The sequence below is a fragment of the Novosphingobium sp. ST904 genome (genome assembly GCF_001298105.1).
Lineage (GTDB): Bacteria > Pseudomonadota > Alphaproteobacteria > Sphingomonadales > Sphingomonadaceae > Novosphingobium.
Map to the genome: position 1 here is coordinate 1 of NZ_LGJH01000011.1, position 700 is coordinate 700.

Below are 700 nucleotides of genomic sequence, written 5' to 3' on the forward strand. Positions count from 1 at the left end.
CGCTCGCGGACTTCAGGTGAAAATTTGTTGGTTGTCTTGCTCATAACGGATGCTCCTTCTCACAAGTTGGAGCCTCCTGGAAACCCGGGGCGCTTCAAATCAGCTTCTCCCTCGACATGCGCCTCGGGGCACGCGCAGGCTTCAAGCGCAACGAGCGTATGCTCTCGCTCGACCCCCGTTATGTCGTCGCCTTTCCCGGAAACGGAGTCCTGGAGCGCTTGGTCATCGAAGCCAAGTCCCGTCGGATCACGGTTGTCGATCGCCGTGGTCCGCTTGGCACTTCACCCAAGCGCGCGGCGCAGGATACCGACTGATGCGTCTGGCATCGCGCCAGCGCCATCGGCGCTGGCGCAGCCCGTCAGAGGAAAGAAATCGCCTGTTATCGTGGGCAAGACGATTGGTGCTTGCCCGCACATTGCAGGAGAAATCTCATGACTGATTTTCCGGCGATCATGGCGGATTTTGCTGTCCGCCAGGCCGAACGCGCGGCGCAGGCACAAAGTGAAATCTGTTGATTGCCACTGAGATGTGAACCGGGGGGCGTATAAATTACCATTGAGAATTGACCCATGTTTCCCTCGCCTCCGGCTGCCAGTCGGAGGGTCGTGGAGTGATCAACATGGACTTACTCAGTGTGATCCGCCGGTGGCATTTCCGGCAGAAGATCTCCATTCGGGAGATCAAGAGGCGGACCGGCCTG

1 pseudogene is annotated in these 700 nt (G+C 58.7%); it reads left to right on the plus strand.

The annotated features are described in order from the left end of the window. Positions 1-95: 95 nt before the first annotated feature. Positions 96-314: pseudogene (locus tag ADT71_RS00050) on the plus strand (chromosome segregation ATPase); the annotation flags it as partial. Positions 315-700: the final 386 nt, after the last annotated feature.